The sequence below is a fragment of the Pseudomonas protegens CHA0 genome (genome assembly GCF_000397205.1).
In the GTDB taxonomy this organism is placed as follows: domain Bacteria; phylum Pseudomonadota; class Gammaproteobacteria; order Pseudomonadales; family Pseudomonadaceae; genus Aquipseudomonas; species Aquipseudomonas protegens.
Map to the genome: position 1 here is coordinate 5,133,984 of NC_021237.1, position 18,627 is coordinate 5,152,610.

Sequence of the window (18,627 nt, forward strand, 5' to 3'; positions counted from 1 at the left end):
CCCTGAACTCCCCCTGAACACACCCTTAACCTCGCCTGAACCAGATCGACTAGGCTGTGCTGACACCTTTTCAACCGGAGTTCCCCTCATGCGCATGCTCGTCGCATTGGTCCTGTTAACCCTCGGCAGCCTCAGCCAGGCCGCCATCAAGACTCAGGAAATTCCCTATCGCAGCACCGACGGCACTCAGTTGATCGGCTACTACGCCTACGACGACGCCCTACAGGGCCCGCGCCCGGGCATCGTGGTGGTGCATGAATGGTGGGGCCTCAACGACTACGCCAAGCGCCGGGCCCGGGACCTTGCCGCCCTTGGCTACAGTGCCCTGGCCATCGACATGTACGGCCAGGGCAAGCACACCGAACACCCGGCGGACGCCATGGCCTTCATGCAGGCCGCGCTGAAGGACAGTACCGCTGCCAGTGCACGTTTCAACGCCGGCCTTGAGCTGTTGAAACAGCAACCGCAGACCGATCCGCAGAAACTCGCCGCCATCGGCTACTGCTTTGGCGGCAAGATTGTCCTGGACGCCGCGCGCCAGGGCCTGCCCCTGGCCGGCGTGGTGAGTTTCCACGGTGCCCTGGCCACCGCCACACCGGCTACCCCCGGCAGCGTCAAGGCCAAGATCCTGGTGGAACATGGGGCCCAGGACAGCATGGTGACGGCGGACAACGTCACCACCTTCAAAACGGAAATGGACAAGGCCGGCGCCGACTACCGCTTCGTCAGCCTGGAGGGAGCCAAGCATGGCTTCAGCAATCCCGATGCCGACCGCCTGAGCCATGGCGAACACGGCGGGCCGGACATCGGCTACAACAAGGCCGCCGATGAGCGTTCCTGGGCAGACATGCAGGCATTCTTCAAAAAACTGTTTGGCTAGCCGCCGTACCTGGGTTGCGGTCAGTGCGCTGCGGCAACCCTTTGCGCTTCACCCGACTACCCTCAAACGCAGCAACCCGGCACACTAGCGGCCATGAATGCTCTCCCCCCCCTCCCCGCTTGCTGCACCCCTCTGGACGCTGCCTGGCCGCTGCCGAACGTCCTGCCCCAAGCCCTCTGGCTAAGTACCCGGTTCGATCCCGGGCAACTTGCCGCGGATGATTTTCAGCGCAGCGGCATTGAGGCACCGCCGAGCATCCAGCGTTCGGTGGCCAAGCGTCAGGCCGAATTTCTCGCTGGACGCCTGTGTGCCCGAGCCGCCTTGCAGCAACTGCAACGACTGGACTGGGTACCGCCCATTGGCGATGACCGAGCGCCGATCTGGCCCGAACACATCTGCGGTTCGATCACCCACAGCAGCGGACGCGCCGCGGCCATCGTCGCCGACAAGCAACACTGGCGTGGCCTGGGAATGGACCTGGAACACCTGCTCAGTGCAGAACGTGCGGCCAAACTGGCGGAGCAGATCCTGACCCCGGCCGAACTGCAGCGCCGCGACCAGTTGCCGGCCGAGCTGCATGCACTGGCGGTAACCCTGACCTTCTCGATCAAGGAAAGCCTGTTCAAGGCCCTGTACCCGCTGGTGCACAAACGCTTCTATTTCGAACACGCCGAAGTCCTGGAATGGTCTGCCGAAGGGCCGGTGCGGATGCGCCTGCTGACCGATCTGTCCGAGGAATGGCAGCACGGCCGCGAACTGCAAGGGCAGTTCGCCGTGCAAGACGATCATCTGCTGAGCCTGGTGGCCATCAAGGCCTGAACCGGGGCCGCCCTCAACGGGGTTCCTGATGCCGTGGCCAGCTCAGGCTGAAGCAGGCACCGCCCAGGTTCTTGCTCTTGCTGATCAGGGCACGGCCCTCGTGCCAATGGATGATCCGCCGCACAATCGACAGCCCCAGCCCATGCCCGCCGGAAGCCCGGGTGCGGCTGTCATCCAGGCGCAGGAATGGGGTGAAGATCTTTTCCCAGGCATGCTCCGGCACGCCGGGACCGTCATCTTCCACATCCACCCGGCAGCGCAACTGCCCTACCTGATAGCTGACCGTCACCTGGGACTCGGCATGACGCATGGCGTTGCCCACCAGGTTCTGCAAGGCCCGGTGCAGGTAGCGCGGCTCGGCCTCGACCCACGCACCGTCACACTCGGCGGCAGACAGGCACAGGCCACGCCGGACCTTGAGATTGGCCCGCAACGGCGCCAGTTCGCTGATCACCTGGTTGATCAGCGCATCCAGGTCGATACGCTGGAAATTCAGCGCCGGCGAGCCCTGCTCCAGGCGGGCGTAGGTCAGCATTTCGTCCACCAGCCGGTCGAGGTCCTGAATGTCGTTGTCCATGCCGTCCAGGTACTTCTGCCGGGCCTGATCGGTGCTCGCCGAAGCAATCATCTCCAGGCCGAAACGCAGCCGCGCCACGGGTGTGCGCAACTCATGGGACACCGCACGTACCAGCTCGCGCTGAATCGCCAGCAGGCGCTGCAAGTGCTCGGCCATGCCATTGAAGGCCGCCGCCAGGCGCCCCACCGAGTCCGCGCCACGGGCCGGCACGCGGGTTTCCAGGCTGCCCTTGGCGATGCGCGTGGCCGCCGACTCCAGGCCGCTGAGGCGCCGCTCCAGCTGGCGCACCAATAGATAGACGATCAGGCCGATCAGGCTCAGGCCCAGCACGGCAATCAGCACCAGCCATTGCGGCGGATAGGGATTCATCTGATACAGCGGGCCGATCTCCAGCACCCAGGGCGTGCCCACCAGGCCGGCGAAGACCCGGATCGAATCGCCACCCTTGCCCAGGGCCATCACCGTGTCGCCCTCGGCCACCCGGCGCCGCTGATCCTCGTCCATGTCGGCGGCGTCCAGAGTCGACAACTGCATATCGAAGCCAAACCCCTTGGCTTCCTTGAGTGCAGCCAGGCGCTGGGGTTGCTCTGCCACCGGATAACGCACCAGCTCATCCGCCAGCAGGTAGATAGTGGCCCGGGCCAACTGCTCGCTGATCTGCTGGACCTCGGCACTGAGCAGCAGCTGTTCCTTCTCGCTGACCAGGCGATAGACCCGGGCGGCGAAGGGGCCGGTCTGCTCCACCAGCGCCTGGCCGCGCAGCACCCGACCGCGCTGGCTACTGTCCAGGTCGGTCTGGCTGAAGGTCTTGAGACTCAGGGGAATGCCCAGCAAGCGCTCCCACACCGCCAGCGCCCGGCGACGCTCGATCTCGCTCATCGGCTGCAGGTTGTCCGCCATCAGCGAAAAAGTGCCGTGGGCCAGCCGCTCGCGGTACTGCTCGCTGCGCACCTGGTTCAACAGATGCAGGGCCAGGACTCCAAGCAACGCCACGAGGATCAGCGCGGCGCACATACCGCCGTAGATCCGCAGGAAGATCGAGTTCACGAGCGCATGTCGGCGGCAGCTTCGGGGACGAACAGGTAACCCTTGCTGCGAATGGTCTTGATCAGCCGCGGGTGCTCCGGATCGTCACCGATCTTCGGGCGGATGCGCGAGATCCGCACATCGATGGAGCGGTCCTGGCCGTCATAGCCGATGCCGCGCAGGGCGGTGAAGATTTCTTCCCGGGACAGGATCCGCCCGGCATTGGCCACCAGCAGCCACAGCAGGTCGAACTCGGCACTGGTCAATTCGATCCCGGCATCGCTCAGCCAGGCCTCGCGCAGGGCATTGTCCACCACCAGCGGGCCGAACTGCAGGCGGCGGGTTTTCTCCACCGCCGGCTCCGGCGCTTCGCTACGGCGCAGCAGGGCCTGGATGCGCGCCAGCAGCAACCGCGGGCGCACCGGCTTGCAGACATAGTCGTCGGCACCCAGGTCCAGGCCCATGATCTGGTCCATGTCATCGGTACGGGCGGTGAGCATGAGGATCACTCCGTCATAACGATCCCGAACCTTGCGGCAGATGCTCAGGCCGTCTTCACCGGGCAGCATCAGGTCGAGGATCACCAGATCCGGCTGCTCGGCAATGATCCTGGCCGCGGCCCGGGCACCGTTGCCCTCGATCGCCACCTGCAGGCCATTGCTTTCGAGATATTCACGGGTCAACTCAGCCAGACGCTGGTCATCCTCGACAATCAGTACCTGCCAGGCTTCCTGTTCCACGCACGACCTCTTCTTGTTCTATTGCCAGTCCACCTTGAGCAGGAAAGCCCCCGTCTTTCTGTCATGAAAAAGGCGGATAACACGCTCTGGGAAAGGTGGCTGGTTTGCCATGGGAAAGGCCGGGAAACCCCGGTCGATCGCTGCCGATTGTAGCAACCGGCACAGGCGCCGACACAAGCGGCTAAAACGACTCGGTCAGGGCGTTTTTTTGTGATAGGGTTCGCGCCCGCAAAAATCCGCCCAAGGCAATTTTCGACGGTAAAAAACAGTGACAAACGGTTCCATCCACTGGGACTGCGGGCTGCGTGAGTTTTACCCAGTCCATACACAATTTACGCACAACCTTATCCACAGGCAGTACGTTGCAATCAGCCCCCCAAACGCATTATCTTGTAGCCCGGCGGCTAAAAATCCCTATATCTAGGGTTTTGCGCAAAAAACCAAACACAATTCAGCCAAGAAACTCAAGCCCTTTTCTTGCCCCGTTTGGTGGAACCAATCGCTGTTTCAGAAGACCAAGACCGCGCGTGCGGATGGCATCGTTTTCCACCCTGTCCAGGAGAAAGCGGTACGGGTGTTGCAGCAACAAGACTGTCACCCACCAGGAATAAGGTGCCGAGCCCCGGCTCGGCACCCATGACTTCGGCATGGAAGCGGCGCCTATAGCCCCCTTCCTGAACTGTCCCGAAGTCGTTATGCCCGGCCTATGCCGGCTGTAGTGCTTCAGGACGGAACGGTGGGCACCCAAACGGTGCCCAAACAAACATAGAGAACGTGGAGACACCCATGCAAACCGACACAACTCGCGAGAACTCGCAGGCCAATGCGCCGCAGGCCGCCGATTCCACTCAGGATCTGTCTGCTACCGCACCTGGCCAATTGCGCGTGATCAAGCGTAACGGCACTGTCGTTCCTTATACCGATGACAAGATCACCGTCGCGATCACCAAAGCGTTCCTCGCAGTTGAAGGCGGCACCGCCGCTGCCTCGTCGCGAATCCACGACACCGTGGCGCGCCTGACCGAACAGGTCACCGCAACCTTCAAGCGTCGCATGCCTTCGGGCGGCACCATCCACATCGAAGAGATCCAGGACCAGGTCGAACTGGCCCTGATGCGCGCCGGCGAGCAGAAAGTCGCCCGCGACTACGTGATCTACCGTGACTCCCGCGCCAAGGAACGGGCCACCCGCTCCACCAGCGAAGAGCCGGTACAAGCCCACCCTTCGATCCGCATCACCCGCACCGATGGCAGCTTCGCGCCCCTGGACATGGGCCGCCTGAACACTATCGTCAGCGAAGCCTGCGAAGGCCTGGAAGAAGTCGACGGCGACCTGATCCAGCGCGAAACTCTGAAGAACCTCTACGACGGCGTGGCACTCAAAGACGTCAACACCGCTCTGGTGATGACTGCCCGCACCCTGGTCGAGCGCGAGCCGAACTACTCGTTCGTGACTGCCCGCCTGCTGATGGACACCCTGCGTGCCGAAGGCTTGGGCTTCCTCGAAGTAGCCGAAAGCGCCACCCACCACGAAATGGCCGACCTGTACGCCAAGGCGCTGCCGGCTTACGTCGCCAAGGGTATCGAGTTCGAATTGCTGAACCCGGTACTGGCCGAGTTCGATCTGGAAAAACTCGGCAAGGCGATCAACCACGAGCGCGACCAGCAGTTCACCTACCTGGGCCTGCAGACCCTGTACGACCGCTACTTCATCCACAAGGATGGCGTGCGTTTCGAACTGCCACAGATCTTCTTCATGCGCGTGGCCATGGGCCTGGCAATCGAAGAGAAACAACGTGAAGACCGCGCCATCGAGTTCTACAACCTGTTGTCGTCCTTCGACTACATGGCTTCGACCCCGACCCTGTTCAACGCCGGCACCCTGCGTCCACAGCTGTCGAGCTGCTACCTGACCACCGTTCCGGACGACCTGTCAGGCATCTACGGCGCCATCCACGACAACGCCATGCTGTCGAAATTCGCCGGCGGCCTGGGCAACGACTGGACTCCGGTACGTGCACTGGGCTCCTACATCAAGGGCACCAACGGCAAGTCCCAGGGCGTCGTGCCCTTCCTGAAAGTGGTCAACGACACCGCGGTAGCCGTGAACCAGGGTGGCAAGCGCAAGGGCGCTGTCTGTGCCTACCTGGAAACCTGGCACATGGACATCGAAGAGTTCATCGAGCTGCGCAAGAACACCGGTGATGACCGCCGTCGTACCCACGACATGAACACCGCCAACTGGATCCCCGACCTGTTCATGAAGCGCGTCTTCGACGACGGCAAGTGGACCCTGTTCTCGCCATCGGAAGTGCCTGATCTGCACGACCTGACCGGCAAGGCCTTCGAAGAGCGCTACGAGTACTACGAAGCCCTGACCGAGTACAACAAGATCAAGCTGTTCAAGACCGTCCAGGCCAAAGACCTGTGGCGCAAGATGCTGTCCATGCTCTTCGAGACCGGCCACCCATGGCTGACCTTCAAGGACCCGTGCAACCTGCGCAGCCCGCAGCAGCACGTGGGCGTGGTCCACAGCTCGAACCTGTGCACCGAGATCACCCTGAACACCAACAAGGACGAGATCGCAGTCTGCAACCTGGGCTCGATCAACCTGCCGAACCACATCGTCGACGGCAAGCTGGATACCGCCAAGCTGCAACGCACCGTGAACACTGCCGTGCGCATGCTCGACAACGTGATCGACATCAACTACTACTCGGTGCCGCAAGCGAAGAACTCCAACTTCAAGCACCGTCCGGTCGGCCTGGGCATCATGGGCTTCCAGGATGCGCTGTACCTGCAGCACATCGCCTACGGTTCCGACGCAGCCGTCGAGTTCGCCGACAAGTCCATGGAAGCGGTCAGCTACTACGCAATCCAGGCTTCCTGCGACCTGGCCGACGAGCGCGGCGCCTACGAGACCTTCCAGGGTTCGCTGTGGTCCAAGGGCATCCTGCCGCTGGATTCGCAACAGATCCTGATCGAAGCCCGTGGCCAGAAGTACATCGATGTGGACCTCAACGAATCCCTGGACTGGGCACCGGTTCGCGCCCGTGTACAGAAAGGCATTCGTAACTCCAACATCATGGCCATCGCACCGACCGCCACCATCGCCAACATCACCGGCGTGTCGCAGTCGATCGAACCGACCTATCAGAACCTCTATGTGAAATCCAACCTGTCGGGCGAATTCACCGTGATCAACCCGTACCTGGTTCGCGACCTGAAGGCTCGCGGTCTGTGGGACTCGGTCATGATCAACGACCTGAAGTACTACGACGGTTCGGTACAGCAGATCGAGCGCATCCCGCAGGAGCTCAAGGAGCTCTACGCGACTGCCTTCGAAGTGGAAACCAAGTGGATCGTCGACGCCGCCAGCCGTCGCCAGAAGTGGATCGACCAGGCTCAGTCGCTGAACCTGTACATCGCCGGCGCTTCGGGCAAGAAGCTGGACGTGACCTACCGCATGGCTTGGTACCGTGGCCTGAAAACCACCTACTACCTCCGCGCCCTGGCCGCCACCAGCACCGAGAAGTCCACCATCAACACCGGCAAGCTGAACGCTGTTTCCAGCGGCGGCAACCACGGTGACGACTCGGTCCTCGCGGCTCCAGCCGGCCCAGCTCCTGTACCTAAGGCTTGCGCCATCGACGAGCCGGATTGCGAAGCTTGCCAATAAGCTGAGCCGACAGGTGCCTGCGGGCACCTGCCCCACCCCCCGATAGACCTCCGGTTTATCGGGGGTTTTCTTTTGCCCGCAACAAAGCTGCAGGAGCCTGCTTGCCAGCGAAGAGGCCCGAAGCCTTGCACTGCACCGAGAGCGCCTTCGCTGGCAAGCCAGCCCCTGCGGCAGCGGTTCTTGCAGAGCGAACAGCACTATCGAACAGGCACAAAAAAGCCCCTCGAGGAGGGGCTTTTCGTAAAGCGTTTCAGCCAACCTGCATCAGGTCATCTGGATGATGGTCTGCATGATGGTGCTCTGGGTGGAGATGGTCTTGGCGTTCGCCTGATAGTTGCTCTGGGCCTTGATCAGGTTTACCAGTTCGTTGGTCAGGTTGACGTTGGACTCTTCCAGGGAGTTGGACTGAATCGCCCCCAGGGTGCCAGTCTTCGGCGCGTCATAACCTGGAATACCGGACGAGTAGGTCTCTTTCCACTGAGTGCCGCCTACCGGCTGCAGGCCCTGCTCGTTGGTGAAGCTGGCCAGGGAGATCTGACCGATCGGCTTGGTCTGCTCGTTGCTGAAGTTGGCCAGCATCACACCGGTGCCATCGATGGTCAGGCTGCTGATCTGGCCAGTGGAGTAGCCGTTCTGCGCGATCACCGAGCGGGTGCTTTCGCCAAACACCGAACCGGTTTTGGTCATGTCGATGCTGACACCGTTAGGTGCAGGCTTGGCGCCATTGGGAGTGAACACGCCGTTAGTGACGGTACCCGGGGTCCAGGCCGCAGCCGACATGACAATGCTGTTACCGGTAATGGTATACGGCGTGGTCCCAGGCGCAGCTGGCGGGGTCATGCTGCTGAGCTTGCCCGACGAGTCGAACTTCATGGTGATCGGCGACTGGTTGGCCATGGTGAATGCAGTACCGTCCGGGTTGCGACCATCAATCAGCGTGTAGGTTTGCCACTCATTGGCGTTCGGCGTCTTGATCATGTACTGATCCATGACGTGCTTGTTGCCCTGGGTGTCATACACAGGCGTGCTGAACTGCTTGGTGTAGGTGGTGTTGTCGGTCGGATTGAACACATAGGCCGGAGTGGTCGCACCCACATCGATCGGCGTCGAATCGGAGTTCAGGTTGATCGTCGAGGAGATCGAGTCGGTTGGCTTTGGCGCCAGGTTCGAAGTATCGATCCGCAGGTCGGTCAGCACACCGTTGATGATCTTGCCGTTGGCATCGACCGCATAACCTTGCAGGCGGGCAGTGCCGTCACTGTTGGTGATGTAGCCTTCCTTGTCGGTCTTGAAGGTACCGGCACGGGTGTAGGTCAGGGAGCCGTTGGTGCTCAGCACGAAGAAGCCCTGGCCCTGGATGCCCATGTCCAGCACATTACCGGTGTTGTTGATATCACCGTTGGTGAACTGCTGGGAAACGTTGGCCAGGCGCACACCGTTACCAATCACCTGGGTGCCGCTGCCCAGCTTGGTGGCCGAATAGACGTCGGCGAACTCCGCACGGGAGGATTTGAAGCCGGTGGTAGCGACGTTGGCGATGTTGTTGCCGGTAACGTCCAGCTGTTTGTTGGCAGCGTAGAGACCGCTAAGGCCGATATTGAAAGACATATTCCACTCCTTGTGCCGGTTAGTCGGCTCTAGATACCAATGGTTTGTACTTTGGACAGGGCAATCGGGCTGCTCATGCCGGCGAGGTTCAACATCAACTCGCCGCCGGTCTGGCTGATGGTCACGCTATTGACCGTGGCCGGCAGGTAGGTGATCAGATCAGTGCCCTTGCCATCGATGGTGGTGCTGGCCTTGAAGGTGTAGTTGCCCGGATCCGCCTTGGTGCCGTCAGTCTTGGTGCCATCCCAGACAAAGCTGGCGTTGCCGGCCTTCTGGCTGCCCATGTCGATGGTCTTGACGGTATTGCCGTCCTTGTCGGTGACGGTCACGGTGACCGAGTTCACGCTGGATGGCACGGTGACCGAGCCGGTCATGCTCTTGCTGGTGTCGACCTGGGTAGTGCCGGTCTGCACGATGACCGAGCGCCCCACCAGGGACGAAGCCTGCAAGGCCTGGGAAGACTTGTAGTTACCCGTGATCGCATTCACCGAGGAGTTGAGGGTGGTGATGCCTTCCAGGGTGGAGAACTGCGCCAACTGCGCAACGAACGCACTGTTGTCCTGCGGATCCAGCGGGTTCTGGTTGTTCAGCTGGGTTACCAGCAGCTTGAGGAATGCGTCCTTGCCCAGGCTCTGTTTGCCGGTGGCGCTGTTGGTCGCCGCGGCCAGGCCGTCGGCGCTGGTATTGCTCGTCGTTTTCGACGAATTCGCCAGGATATCCTTGAGGGATGGGGCGTTGGTGGTATCAGTAACGCTCATGGTCTTCGCCCCTTATCACTGACCCAGGGTCAGGACCTTCTGCATCATGGTTTTGGCGGTGTTCATCATTTCAGCGTTGGTCTGGAACGAACGGCTGGCAGAAATCATGTCGGCCATTTCTTCCACCACGTTGACGTTGGGGTAGTAGACATAACCCTTGGCATCAGCGGCGGGATGGTTCGGCTCGTAACGAGCTTCGAGGTTGCTCTGGTCTTCGACCACACCCAGTACCTGCACGCCCTGGCCGGCAGCGTCCTGGTTCTGGAACAGCGAGTCGCTGCCGCCGCTTTGCGCACCCTGGAACATGGTGGCAAACACCGGGTGACGAGCGCGGTAGGTCTGGTCGATGCTCGACGAGACGCTCTCGGCGTTGGCGATGTTACTGGCGACGGTGTTCAGACGGGTGGTCTGGGCGCTCATGCCACTACCGGCAATATTGAAAACACTGGCGAGGGACATGGATTACTCTCCGCGCAGGGCTGCTACCAGCCCTTTGAATTTGCTGTTGAGCAGCGTGAAGCTGGCCTGGAAATCCACCGAGTTCTGCGCGTAGCTCGATTGCTCCAGCTGGGCGTCCACGGTGTTCTGGTCGATCGAAGGTTGCATCGGGGTGCGATACAGCAGCGATTCATCACCACTGCTCAAGCCCTGGGCTTCGATATGCCGGTTGTTGGTCATGTTCAACGCGAAGGTACCGTTCTGGGCCTTCTGATTCTGCTCGGCAAGCACGGCAGAGAAGTCCAGGTCCCGAGCCTTGTAGTTCGGGGTATCGGCGTTGGCGATGTTGTTGGCCAGAACTTCGGCACGCTTGGCGCGAAAGCCAAGGGCCTGTTCGTGGATACCGAGCGCTTTATCGAAGCTGATGCTCATGGCGGAAACCTTTGGGTGACCTGATTTTTCGTAACTCGGATATAGCAAGCTGCGTGCCAAGTCATCAAACCCCGTATTTCAAGGGTTTGCCGGCGACGGCAAGGCGGCAATGCCAGAAAAGCGGCAACGGATTTCCGCGAAACACCGGCAAAGCGGCAACCACCCTGCCGCTTTCAGCCGGCGCGTCAGATAATTGCAGGCACAAAAAAGGAGGCCCAATGGCCTCCTTTTTCGGTACGACGATCTGCTGGCTACTTGGCCTGGTAGATGATGCCCGGACTGCATTGCACCATCTGATAATGATCCGGCAGCCCATTGAGGGCTTCGGAAGCCCCCAGGAACAGGTAGCCGCCAGGCTTCAGGGTGCTGTGAATGCGCATCAGGATGTCCTTCTTGACCTCCGCCGAGAAGTAGATCAACACATTGCGACAGAACACGATGTCGAACTTGCCGAGACTGGCGTAGCTGTCCAGCAGGTTGAACGAGCGGAACTCCACGCGGCTCTTGATCGGCGCCTTGACCACCCAGCGCCCCGGCCCCTTGGGCTCGAAGTAACGCTGCAGGCGCTCGGCCGACAGGCCACGTCCAATTGCCAGGCTGTCATATTCACCGGTCTTGCAGTTGTTGAGCATGGTCCCGGACAGATCAGTGGCAACGATCTGCACCCCCATCTTCAACTGCCCCATGTTGCTACGCTCGAACTCATCGATGGACATCGACAGCGAGTAGGGCTCCTGCCCCGACGAACAGGCCGCCGACCAGATGCGCAAGCGTTGGTTGGGGCTGGCCTTGATGGCTTCGGGAAGCACCTTGTTCTTCAACACCTCGAATGGGTAGGTGTCGCGAAACCACAAGGTTTCGTTGGTCGTCATGGCATCCACGACCATCTCGCGCAAACCACTGCGGGGCTGGGTCTGAATCCGCTGGACCAGCTCACCCAAGGTTTTTATCCCTTGCTGCTCCATCAGTTTGTTGAGACGGCTCGAGACTAGATATTGCTTATTTTCCCCGAGCAAAATACCACAGGCTTTTTCCAGGAAGACCCGGAACTGTTCAAAATCCAAATTACCCGTAGACAATGCTGCCGCCTCTTAAATCTTATGTCCGCCAGGGCGAGTGCCCTTAGCTGTGATCTGCTGCTTTGATCCGGTCGACTACCCGGGATGCCAGGTCATCAGGGCGGAACTTGGCAAGGAAGTCATCGGCACCGACCTTCTTCACCATCGCCTGATTGAACACCCCTGACAACGAAGTATGCAGGATGATATGCAGCTTTTGCATGCGTGGATCATTACGTATCTCGGCCGTGAGGGTGTAACCGTCCATTTCGGGCATCTCGATGTCGGAAATCATCATGAGGAATTCCTCTTCCGGCTTCTTGCCCTCGTCCACCAGTTTGCGCAAGTAATCCAGCGCTTGCCGGCCATCATTCAATGCCACTACCTCGACACCTACGGTTTGCAGGCAACGGGTGACCTGCTTGCGTGCCACCGACGAGTCATCGACGGTCAGCACCCGCAGGGAAACAGCCTTGTGCTGGGTTTCGACATCCACCACTCCTGCCGAGATCGCCTCCGAGGTCGGCGCGACTTCCGCCAGGATCTTCTCCACGTCGATGATTTCCACCAACTGGTTGTCCACCCGAGTGACCGCCGTCAGGTAGTGATCGCGTCCGGTCCCCTTGGGCGGCGGATGGATCTCTTCCCAGTTCATGTTGACGATGCGCTCCACCGAGCGCACCAGGAAACCCTGGGTCTTGGTGTTGTACTCAGTGATGATGACGAACGGATTGCTCTGGTCCTGCAGGCCACCAGAACCCGTAGCCATTGCCAGATCCAGGATCGGAATGGTTGCCCCTCGTATATTCGCGACACCGCACACCACAGGACTGGATTTGGGCATCAGGGTCAGCTTAGGGCATTGCAGCACCTCGCGAACCTTGAATACGTTGATCCCGTAGAGCTGCCCACCGTCCAGACGGAACAGCAACAACTCTAGTCGATTCTGCCCAACCAATTGCGTGCGCTGGTTCACCGAATCCATTACACCAGCCATGCCCAGACTCCCCAAAGCTTTAAGATCCGACGCACGCTCATTGCTAAACGGCACGGCGCTTGCTTTTTAACTGTTATGAACGCCAAAACGACATTTTTCCGACGCCTGACATCCCGCTACCGCACTTTGCTGTGCGGGCTGTCGGCTTTGTGCATTTTAAACCCCGGCAACCCTGCCGTTGCTGATTCGGTCACCCTGCCTGATCTTCTTATCGGCGTCACTCAAGGGTTTCTTGAATTCACGGTAGAAGACTACCTGGCCACCAGTCAAACGGAAGGTCGCTATGAAATCCAGGTCAACCAGCTGGACCCGCGCATGCGCATGCCCAATTGCGACAAGGAATTGACAGCCAACCTGGAAAGCCCGGCCCAACCGCTGGGGCGGGTCACCGTCAAAGTGCGCTGCGAAGGCGCCTCGCCATGGACGGTATTCGTGCCGGCGCAGGTCAAGCTGTTTCGCGAGGTGGTCACCACTGCACGCCCGCTCAAGCGCGCCGGCATCATCGAACCGGAAGACGTGGTGCTGCGCGAACGGGACATCAGCCAGAACAATCAGGGCTACCTCACCTCAGTGGACCAAGCCATTGGTCAGAAACTTGTCCGACCAATGGTCGCCGACCAGCTCGTTACCCTGGCCCATCTGGAGCAGGCGGAAGTCGTGCGCAAGGGCGATCAAGTGGTGATATCGGCACGCAGCGGCACGTTGAATGTACGGATGCCGGGCGAGGCGCTGTCCAACGGCGGCATGAGCGAACAGATCCGGGTCAAGAATCTCAATTCGCAACGAGTGATCAAGGCCCGCATCACGGCGCCAGGGCAAGTGGAAGTGGCCATGTAGATAGCTGGCGCTCAAGCCGTGCGTTCCCTAAACTGTGGCCGATAAAGGGTCGCAGATACCTGACCTGGTTTGTCGACAATCAAGCCTAAAGTTTTTCAGGGTATGGCCGAAAACATGGCAAGCGTCCAAATACCCAGAGGTTTACTTCATCATGGTCATCGACTTCAGCCGTTTAAACAGCTCCCCTTCACTGACAGGCAGTACGCGTACCAGCACCAGCAAGGAAACCGGTGATGCCGGCAAATCCACGCCGCTGACAACCGCCGCCGAGACCAGCAAAAGCGGGGAATCGGTACACCTGAGCAATGAGGCTCAACAGTTGCAGAAAGTCACTGACAAGCTGCGTGATCAGCCTGCCGTCGACAAAGCCCGGGTGGCCGAGTTGAAGCAAGCGATTGCCGATGGCAGCTATAAGGTCGACAGCAACCGCGTAGCCAGCAAACTGCTTAACTTCGAAGCCCAGCGCTAGCCCCAGGCTTGCGCCAGGCTTTTGGACGCTTAATCCCCAAGGCCAGCCATGCACGACACCAACCTACTGCAATTGATCAACGATGACCTTGCTCCAGCGCAACACTTGCTGGAGCTGCTACGCGCCGAGTCTATCGCCCTCCACGGCCGCGACATGCCGCTGCTGGAAGATATCCTGGCGCAGAAGCAAGCCTTGGTCATCTTGCTGGAACAGCATGGCCGTAAGCGCACGCAAATTCTTGCCAGCCTGAACCTGCCGACCAACCGCGAGGGGCTCGAGCAACTGGCCAGCCACTCCAGCCTGGGCGCGCAATTGCTCGAACAGAGCAATGTCCTGACCCAATTGCTTGCCGAGTGCCAAGCTGCCAACGAGCTCAATGGTCGCTCGATCCAGATCCAACAGGCCACCACCGCCAACCAGCTGAAAATCCTCAATGGTGGCGAACCTCCTGCCCTATACGACGCCCGCGGCTCTACCTCAATGCTTGCGAAGCCACGCCCACTCAGTCAGGCTTAAACCCAAAAAATGAGCGCGCGCTACCAAGCCGTGAAACATGCTGGCAAAATGCTGGCTCCTGCGTGTAGTTGTATTTTGTCTGGAGATTGATGAACCGTGTTCAACGCCTCAAATGCGGAAGATACTCCGCAGCCACCCAAGGTGCTCACCACTGCGTTGGAGATCTCTTCCAACCTGCGGTTGCTGCAAGAGAGCCATGACCCGCTGATCATCACTTTCCACGAGCGTAGCCAGCGCTTCCAAAGCTATCTGGTGGAAGTGGACCGCGATAGCAGCATGATCGCCCTCGACGAAATGATCCCCCGCGACGGTGAACGCTTCCTGCTCGCAGGCGAACCGTTTCGCGTTGAAGGCTTTCATGAAGGCGTACGCATCGCCTGGGAAAGCAACGGCTTGCCCACCCTCGACGAATCCAACGGCGGCCGCTGCTACCGCACCACCCTGCCGGACGAAGTGGTCTACCACCAGCGCCGCAACGCCTTTCGTGCCGCCCTGAAGCTGGCACAACTGGTAGACATCGAACTGAGCGGCGAAAAACTCAAATCGCCCCTCAGCGGCAAGCTGCTGGACATTTCCGCCACCGGCTGCAAATTGCGTTTCGACGGCGATATTTCCTCACGCCTGCAACTGGGCCAGGTTTACGAGCGCTTTATCGCCGCCCTGCCCTTCGGCAGCATGACGGCCCCGGTGGAACTGCGTTACCTGCACCACGAAGAACGCATCGACACCACCTTTGCCGGCGTACGCTTCCACAACATGAGCGGCCTGGTACAGCGCCAGGTCGAACGCTTCGTCTATCAACTGCAGCGTGAAGCGCGGCGCTTCGATAAAGACGACCTCTGATTCAAAGGCATCAATGAAAACGGGCAGTGCCTTGCGGCAACTGCCCGTTTTTTTGCGCCTAAGGCCTGGCCCCGCTGAGGTGTTCCCGGGCGCATTCCTCGGCAGGCGGTTCGTCCGCAGCCTGCGGGGTATCCGCTGCAGGCTCATCAGGCACAGCTTCCGGCGCGGGCGCGCTCTGCATCTGGTCCTGAACCACCTGTTCGTCAACCCGCGGGTCCAGAGCCGCCACCAACGGTGAACTGGACATGCTGTCCGGCATCGCCACGTGATGCAGTGGCGCATCGTCGACCTGATGCAGATTGGTCACGGCCTTCGGCCGAATCCGCCAGACCAGCACCAGGGCAAAGAAACTGAAGAAGGCGTAGAGCATTTGGCTACCGAACAACTTCATCAGCACGCCTGCCGCCAACGGACCAATACTCGCACCCACGCCATAGGTCACCAGCAGCATCGCCGTCAGCGAGACCCGTCGATCCCCTTCCACATGGTCATTGGAGAACGCCACCGCCAGTGGATAGAGACAGAACTGAACCAGGGAACACAGGAAGCCCAGAACAAACAGGACCTCCAGCGGCACCGAAGGCAGGATCGCCAGGGGCAAGGCCACCACCGCCAGGAACAACGCAAAACAGCGGATCAGCAGCGCCCGGTCATAGCGGTCGGACAGCCAGCCCAGCGGCCACTGCACCACCAGCCCGGCGAAAATGCAGCTACCCATGAACAGACCCACCTGCTCGGTGCTCAAGCCCTGTTGCGAGGCATAGAGCGGCGCCAGACCGTAGAACGAACCGACGATCAGCCCCGAACCCAATACCGTGCTCAGCGATTGCGGTACACGCTTGATAAAGAAGCGCGGCTCCATGGGTGCAGGGCGCAAGGGTGCCGGGTGAATGCGCCGGGTCATGGCCACCGGCACCAGGCACAGGGCAAAGCACAGCGCCACCAGCATCAGCAGCTCCAGGCCCAGGGCCGGGTGCATGACCAGTATCAACTGCCCCAGCACCAGGCCCAGGTAAGAGGCAATCATGTAGCCGCTGAACACCAGCCCGCGCTGCTTGGCGTCGGCCTGCTCATTGAGCCAGCTTTCGATGACCATGTACTGGCACATCATCCCCAGGCCCACGATCATCCGCAGCACCAGCCAGGCCGGCAACCAGTCCACCAGGCCGTGGCCCAGCACTGCTGCGCCGACAATCCCGGCACAGGTGGCGTAGGCACGGATATGCCCGACCCGGGCAATCAGTCGGTGCCCCAGCTTGCCCCCCAAAACCAGGCCGAAATAGTTGGCCGCCATCAAGGCCCCCACCCATAGCCCGTCGACATGATCGGCGGCCAGGCGCAGGGCCAGATAAGTGCTGAGCAGGCCAGAGCCAATCAGCATCATCAGCGACGCGAAATAAAGCGCTCGAAAGGATTTCCAGATTTGGCGCATCGGCGTTCCGAGCGGCTCCTTGAATGAGGTATCGAGCCCCGGCAAACCGGGGCCCGACCAGCGACGGTTCGGTTATGCCTGGGCCGCTAACACACGCCGCTCCCAGGGAGTAATTTCATCAAAGAAACTGGTCAACTCCATGGTCTTCGAAGCGATGTAGCCTTCGATGAACTCGTTGCCGAACAGTTCCCTGGCCAACTGGCTACGTTTCAGACGCTCCAGGGCCGCATGCAAGGTACAGGGCAACGAAAGATTGTCCGGCACTTCGAACTCACCCTGGATGGCAGCGGTTGGCTCCAACTCGTTCTCGATGCCATGCAAACCTGCTGCCAGGCTCGCGGCGATCGCCAGATAAGGATTGGCGTCCGCCCCCGGCAGACGATTTTCCACCCGTCGCGCCACCGGTGAACTGGCCGGAATCCGCAGGCCAGCGGCCCGATTGTCGTGGGACCAGCACGCATTGTTCGGCGAAGCGTAAGGATGACACAAGCGCTGATAGGAGTTCACATTGGGGGCGAACAAGGCAGTGAAGTCGGCGAGGCCGGCCTGCAGGCCGCCAATGAAATGCCGGAACATCGCCGTAGGTTGCCCGGCGTCGTCACTGAAAACGTTACGGCCGTTACCCATCTCCACCAGGCTCTGGTGTATATGCATCGAGCTGCCCGGCGTGTGAGCCAAGGGCTTGGCCATGCAGACCACGATCAGGCCGTGCTTGAGCGCCACCTCCTTGAGCAGGTGCTTGAACAGGAAGGTCTGGTCCGCCAACAACAGCGGGTCACCGTGCAACAGGTTGATTTCGAACTGGCTGACGCCCATCTCGTGCATGAAGGTATCGCGGGGCAGGCCCAGGGCGGCCATGCCTTCGTAGACCTCCTTGAAGAATGGCCGCAGACCATTGTTGGAACTCACGCTGAACGCCGAATAGCCTTCCTCCCGGCGCCCATCCAGGCCGACCGGCGGCCGGAAGGGCTGCGCTGGATCGTCATTGGCCGCGAACACGAAGAACTCGAGCTCGGTGGCCACCACCGGCGCCAGGCCCAGGGCGGCATAACGGGCGATTACCTGCTTGAGCTGCCCACGAGTGGAGAGCCGCGAACTCTCGCCGCTGAGCTCATCGGCGTCACAGATGGCCAGCGCTCTGGGCGTTTCGCTCCAGGGCAGGCGGTAGATCTGCCGGGGGTCGGCATTGAGCGCCAGGTCGCCGTCGTCGCTGCCGTAGAAACGTGCTGGCGGATAACCGCCCATGATGCATTGCAGCAGCACCCCCCGCGCCATCTGCAAGCGCCGCCCTTCGAGGAACCCCTCGGCGGTCATTACCTTGCCCCGCGGCACGCCATTGAGATCCGCGGTGACACATTCGATCTCATCAATGCCCGTCAATCGCTCGGCGAGTGAACTGTGGCCATCGGTTGTCATGACTCAATCCTTGTTGTTATACGAGCCGCGAACGGCGACCCGTACAAAATACGCACCACCCGTTCAGGATTTCAAGCAGGCGTGAGTAAAATCCCCGGCCCTG

The 18,627-nt window shown here is 60.6% G+C and carries 17 protein-coding genes; 7 read left to right on the plus strand and 10 right to left on the minus strand.

The window, feature by feature from the left end:
• Positions 1-88: 88 nt before the first annotated feature.
• The gene (locus PFLCHA0_RS22705; RefSeq protein WP_015636662.1) at positions 89-880 is read left to right on the plus strand and encodes a dienelactone hydrolase family protein; all 792 of its coding nucleotides are present in this window, start codon (positions 89-91) and stop codon (positions 878-880) included.
• Positions 881-973: 93 nt separating this feature from the next.
• Positions 974-1,699, plus strand: a complete 726-nt coding sequence (locus tag PFLCHA0_RS22710) for a 4'-phosphopantetheinyl transferase family protein (RefSeq protein WP_015636663.1) — start codon at positions 974-976, stop codon at positions 1,697-1,699.
• Positions 1,700-1,712: 13 nt separating this feature from the next.
• On the opposite strand, the gene PFLCHA0_RS22715 is transcribed toward PFLCHA0_RS22710, so the two are convergent.
• Complete coding sequence (locus tag PFLCHA0_RS22715; RefSeq protein ID WP_011062737.1) at positions 1,713-3,323, minus strand: ATP-binding protein; 1,611 nt, start codon at positions 3,321-3,323, stop codon at positions 1,713-1,715.
• Positions 3,320-4,042 (minus strand): response regulator, encoded by a 723-nt coding sequence (locus PFLCHA0_RS22720; protein ID WP_011062738.1) that lies wholly within the window; start codon positions 4,040-4,042, stop codon positions 3,320-3,322. Before PFLCHA0_RS22720 ends, PFLCHA0_RS22715 begins: the two co-directional genes overlap by 4 nt.
• A gap of 786 nt (positions 4,043-4,828) precedes the next feature.
• On the opposite strand from PFLCHA0_RS22720, the gene PFLCHA0_RS22725 reads away from it, so the two are divergent.
• Positions 4,829-7,720, plus strand: a complete 2,892-nt coding sequence (locus tag PFLCHA0_RS22725) for a ribonucleoside-diphosphate reductase subunit alpha (RefSeq protein ID WP_015636664.1) — start codon at positions 4,829-4,831, stop codon at positions 7,718-7,720.
• Between the two features lie 264 nt (positions 7,721-7,984).
• Here the strand turns inward: PFLCHA0_RS22725 and flgE are convergent, their stop codons facing one another.
• The 6 genes from flgE to PFLCHA0_RS22755 form a co-directional block, all read right to left on the minus strand.
• A complete protein-coding gene (flgE, locus tag PFLCHA0_RS22730) occupies positions 7,985-9,328 on the minus strand; it encodes a flagellar hook protein FlgE (protein ID WP_011062740.1) in 1,344 nt (447 codons plus the stop codon).
• 29 nt (positions 9,329-9,357) lie between these two features.
• Positions 9,358-10,086, minus strand: a complete 729-nt coding sequence (flgD, locus tag PFLCHA0_RS22735) for a flagellar hook assembly protein FlgD (RefSeq protein WP_011062741.1) — start codon at positions 10,084-10,086, stop codon at positions 9,358-9,360.
• 15 nt (positions 10,087-10,101) lie between these two features.
• Positions 10,102-10,545, minus strand: a complete 444-nt coding sequence (flgC, locus tag PFLCHA0_RS22740; protein WP_011062742.1) for a flagellar basal body rod protein FlgC — start codon at positions 10,543-10,545, stop codon at positions 10,102-10,104.
• Positions 10,546-10,548: 3 nt separating this feature from the next.
• Complete coding sequence (flgB, locus tag PFLCHA0_RS22745; RefSeq protein ID WP_011062743.1) at positions 10,549-10,956, minus strand: flagellar basal body rod protein FlgB; 408 nt, start codon at positions 10,954-10,956, stop codon at positions 10,549-10,551.
• A gap of 251 nt (positions 10,957-11,207) precedes the next feature.
• A complete protein-coding gene (gene cheR, locus PFLCHA0_RS22750) occupies positions 11,208-12,035 on the minus strand; it encodes a protein-glutamate O-methyltransferase CheR (RefSeq protein WP_015636665.1) in 828 nt (275 codons plus the stop codon).
• A gap of 43 nt (positions 12,036-12,078) precedes the next feature.
• The gene (locus PFLCHA0_RS22755; protein ID WP_011062745.1) at positions 12,079-13,011 is read right to left on the minus strand and encodes a chemotaxis protein CheV; all 933 of its coding nucleotides are present in this window, start codon (positions 13,009-13,011) and stop codon (positions 12,079-12,081) included.
• Between the two features lie 75 nt (positions 13,012-13,086).
• Between PFLCHA0_RS22755 and flgA the strand changes: the two genes are divergently transcribed.
• The 4 genes from flgA (at position 13,087) to PFLCHA0_RS22775 (ending at position 15,676) form a co-directional block, all read left to right on the plus strand.
• Positions 13,087-13,848 carry a flagellar basal body P-ring formation chaperone FlgA gene (gene flgA / locus PFLCHA0_RS22760; protein ID WP_011062746.1) on the plus strand — a complete coding sequence of 254 codons (762 nt, stop codon included), beginning with the start codon at positions 13,087-13,089 and terminating at the stop codon, positions 13,846-13,848.
• Between the two features lie 151 nt (positions 13,849-13,999).
• On the plus strand, positions 14,000-14,317 hold the full coding sequence (flgM, locus tag PFLCHA0_RS22765) for a flagellar biosynthesis anti-sigma factor FlgM (RefSeq protein WP_011062747.1): 318 nt from the start codon (positions 14,000-14,002) through the stop codon (positions 14,315-14,317).
• Between the two features lie 48 nt (positions 14,318-14,365).
• Positions 14,366-14,833, plus strand: coding sequence for a flagella synthesis protein FlgN (locus PFLCHA0_RS22770; RefSeq protein WP_011062748.1), 468 nt, complete (start codon positions 14,366-14,368; stop codon positions 14,831-14,833).
• 96 nt (positions 14,834-14,929) lie between these two features.
• Positions 14,930-15,676: a flagellar brake protein gene (locus PFLCHA0_RS22775; RefSeq protein ID WP_015636666.1), complete on the plus strand. Its 747-nt coding sequence runs from the start codon at positions 14,930-14,932 to the stop codon at positions 15,674-15,676.
• Between the two features lie 58 nt (positions 15,677-15,734).
• Here PFLCHA0_RS22775 and PFLCHA0_RS22780 read toward each other — a convergent pair whose 3' ends face one another.
• The gene (locus PFLCHA0_RS22780) at positions 15,735-17,108 is read right to left on the minus strand and encodes an MFS transporter (RefSeq protein WP_015636667.1); all 1,374 of its coding nucleotides are present in this window, start codon (positions 17,106-17,108) and stop codon (positions 15,735-15,737) included.
• A gap of 72 nt (positions 17,109-17,180) precedes the next feature.
• The gene (locus tag PFLCHA0_RS22785; protein ID WP_172621771.1) at positions 17,181-18,422 is read right to left on the minus strand and encodes a glutamine synthetase family protein; all 1,242 of its coding nucleotides are present in this window, start codon (positions 18,420-18,422) and stop codon (positions 17,181-17,183) included.
• Between the last annotated feature and the right edge of the window lie 205 nt (positions 18,423-18,627).